The following is a 2,955-nucleotide window of genomic DNA, read 5'->3' on the forward strand; positions in this document are numbered from 1 at the left end:
ACTCCGGGTAAAGCGGCCATGAATACCAGGGGCGCACTCCTGAATGTCGTTCAGGCATTCATGAAGTACACGGGCGATGTAATTCTGGTTGTCAATATTTGGATCATGTTGTTGATCCTTAAGTTGCATGACTAGCTGTCGAATCTGGAAGCGTGTCTCACGATACAGAGGTAGCAGGCTGTTTTTGAGATGTTCAGGAGGCGATTTCAGCTTCTCATGAAAAATATTTATTGATGTGTCGTACTGATGATTAACATACGTTCGTACTAGTTGCTTCATATCCTGAATATCATTCAGGAAACGGGTTTTTATCTCAGGAAAAGCAACATGGGTTTCGAGCTCTTCATAACAGTGAACCCCGGGTAATTCAATATATTCTGGCTGATGGGCAGCCGTTTGTACTTGTGGCTTTCCAGGAGAAATATCTGGTTGCCAGGGTTGGAAAAGTATTGAGTTGATTTCTGTAGTTAAAGGAAGCATGAAATTGCCCACTATTATATTTGTTTTGGACATATTCGACTCCAGAGTAGTGGAAAAGTTGCGTACTAATGGCTTCCGTTAATCATGGAATTTTCTAACTACCGAAATGAACAGGGTGATATTGGCGTGGGAATAAGCTGTAACGAATAAACCGGAAACTGCCAGCCCGCCCTGAGGAAGGGGCAGCCAGCAGTTGTTATGAAATGCGGTTATGAAAAATACATCATCCGCGGTGATAGCGCTGTTCGATAAACGGCATTTTACTGACGGTCATTGGCAGCCTTTTACCTCTGACCAGTGCATGGACTTTTGTACCCAGTGTCGCATAATCGGCGTTGACCAGAGCCATCGCAACCGGTGCTTCAACGGTTGGGCCAAAGGTGCCGGAGGTTACCCGGCCAATAGGCTTGCCAAGATCATCCACCAGCTCTGCCCCTTCACGAACCGGGGCCCTGGTAGTGCCAATAAGGCCAATGCGTCTGGCGGCCACCTGTCGGGTCTCTATCTGTTGCAGGATTTTTTCAGCGCCAGGGAAGCCTCCTGCACGCTCACCACCATGACGACGATTTTTACTGATGGCCCACATCAGGCTCGCTTCAATGGGGCTGGTATTGACATCAATATCATGGCCGTAGAGACAGAGGCCCGATTCCAGCCGGAGGGAGTCTCTGGCACCCAAACCAATTAATGCAACGTTCGGATGGTCGAGCAGTAGCCGGGTGATGCGTTCAGCGTCTTTTTCCGGGATGGAAATCTCAAAGCCATCTTCCCCGGTATACCCGGAACGACTGATAAAGCAGGGCGTGCCATCAATGGGTAGCTGGCGGGAGTCCATAAAGACCATGTCAGCCACCTCCGGAACAACCCCTGCCATAACCTCCGAGGCCATAGGTCCCTGAATGGCAATGAGTGCCCGGTTATCGAGAACGTCCAGCCTGACACCTTCCGGAAGTCCGGAGCGGATATGCTGAATATCCTGCGCCTTGCACGCCGCATTGACCACCAGATAGAGGCAATCGTCGTAACGGGTGACCATCAGATCATCAAGGATACCGCCAGCCTCATTGGTAAACAGGGCGTAACGCTGTCTGCCAGTGGCAAGGCCTGCAATATCAACCGGCACCAGGGACTCCAGGAAATAGTCAACCCCGTCACCGGACAGTGTCAGCTGCCCCATATGGGAGACATCAAAAACTCCGGCTTTACGGCGTGTATGGATATGCTCGTTCTTAACTCCGGATGGGTACTGCACAGGCATTTCATAACCGGCAAAAGGGACCATTTTTGCCCCCCGGGCCAGATGAAGACCATATAACGGGGTTCTCTTCAGGCTTTCAGCTGACGCTTCAGACATACCTCATCTCCATTTATTGATAATTATCAATGCCGGGGCATGAACAGATAAAATTGCGATCCCCAAAAACATTGTCAATGCGATTGGCCGCTGGCCAGTATTTCGACTTATGACCGGCAGGTGACGGAAATGCCGCGACTTTCCTGCTGTATGGGCGCTGCCAATCATCTTCCGCCAGGTCTGCCATGGTGTGGGGGGCGTTGACCAGAGGGTTGTTGTCCTTTGGCCATGTGCCGTTGGCGACCTGATCAATTTCCTTCCTGATTGAGATCATCGCATCAATAAAGCGGTCTATTTCTTCTCTGGATTCAGACTCCGTTGGCTCGATCATCAGGGTTCCGGCCACGGGGAAAGACATGGTCGGGGCGTGGAAACCATAATCCATCAGGCGTTTGGCAATATCTTCTTCGGTAATGCCGCAGGCTTCTTTGATCGGGCGAATATCAATGATGCACTCGTGGGCAACATGATGGTTTCTGCCCTGATAGAGAATCGGGTAATGATCACCCAGCCGCTTTGCCATGTAGTTGGCATGCAGGATGGCCAGTTCTGTTGACTCCCGTAAACCCCGGCTGCCCAGCATGGTGATGTACATCCAGCTGATGGGCAGTATGGATGCGCTGCCATATGGAGCAGCAGCTACGGCGCCGATGCCTTCACTGAGGCCTTCACTGTGACCTTCATTGCGGCCTTCGACCGGGCTCAGCGAATGGTTGGGCAGGTAAGGGGCCAGATGGCTCTTGACGCCAATGGGGCCCATACCCGGACCGCCACCGCCATGGGGAATGGCAAAGGTCTTGTGCAGATTGAGATGAGAGACATCGGAGCCGATATCGCCCGGACGGGAGACACCGACCATGGCGTTCATATTGGCGCCATCCATATAGACCTGACCACCATGATCATGAATGATCTGGCAGATGGTGCGAATCTCTTCTTCGTAGACCCCGTGGGTGGAAGGGTAGGTGACCATCAGGGCACAGAGGCGATCACGGTACTCTTCCGCTTTGGCCCTCAGGTCATGCACATCCACGTTACCGCTATCATCACAGGCGACAATCACAATTTTCATGCCGAGCATCGCCGCTGAAGCCGGGTTGGTGCCGTGCGCAGAAGAGGGG

2 protein-coding genes and 1 pseudogene are annotated in these 2,955 nt (G+C 52.0%); all 3 read right to left on the bottom strand.

Going from position 1 to position 2,955, the window contains the following annotated elements; translation table 11 throughout:
* A partial coding sequence (locus tag KDK13_RS17985) for a hypothetical protein (RefSeq protein WP_257286375.1) occupies positions 1 to 513 on the bottom strand: 513 nt, incomplete at its 3' end.
* Positions 514 to 703: 190 nt separating this feature from the next.
* Positions 704 to 1,834 (bottom strand): glycine cleavage system aminomethyltransferase GcvT, encoded by a 1,131-nt coding sequence (gene gcvT, locus KDK13_RS17990; protein ID WP_257286376.1) that lies wholly within the window; start codon positions 1,832 to 1,834, stop codon positions 704 to 706.
* Between the two features lie 13 nt (positions 1,835 to 1,847).
* Positions 1,848 to 2,955 (bottom strand): annotated as a pseudogene (locus tag KDK13_RS17995) (glycine dehydrogenase (aminomethyl-transferring)); the annotation flags it as partial.

Source organism: Endozoicomonas sp. SESOKO1 (assembly GCF_024606265.1).
Classification (GTDB): domain Bacteria; phylum Pseudomonadota; class Gammaproteobacteria; order Pseudomonadales; family Endozoicomonadaceae; genus Endozoicomonas.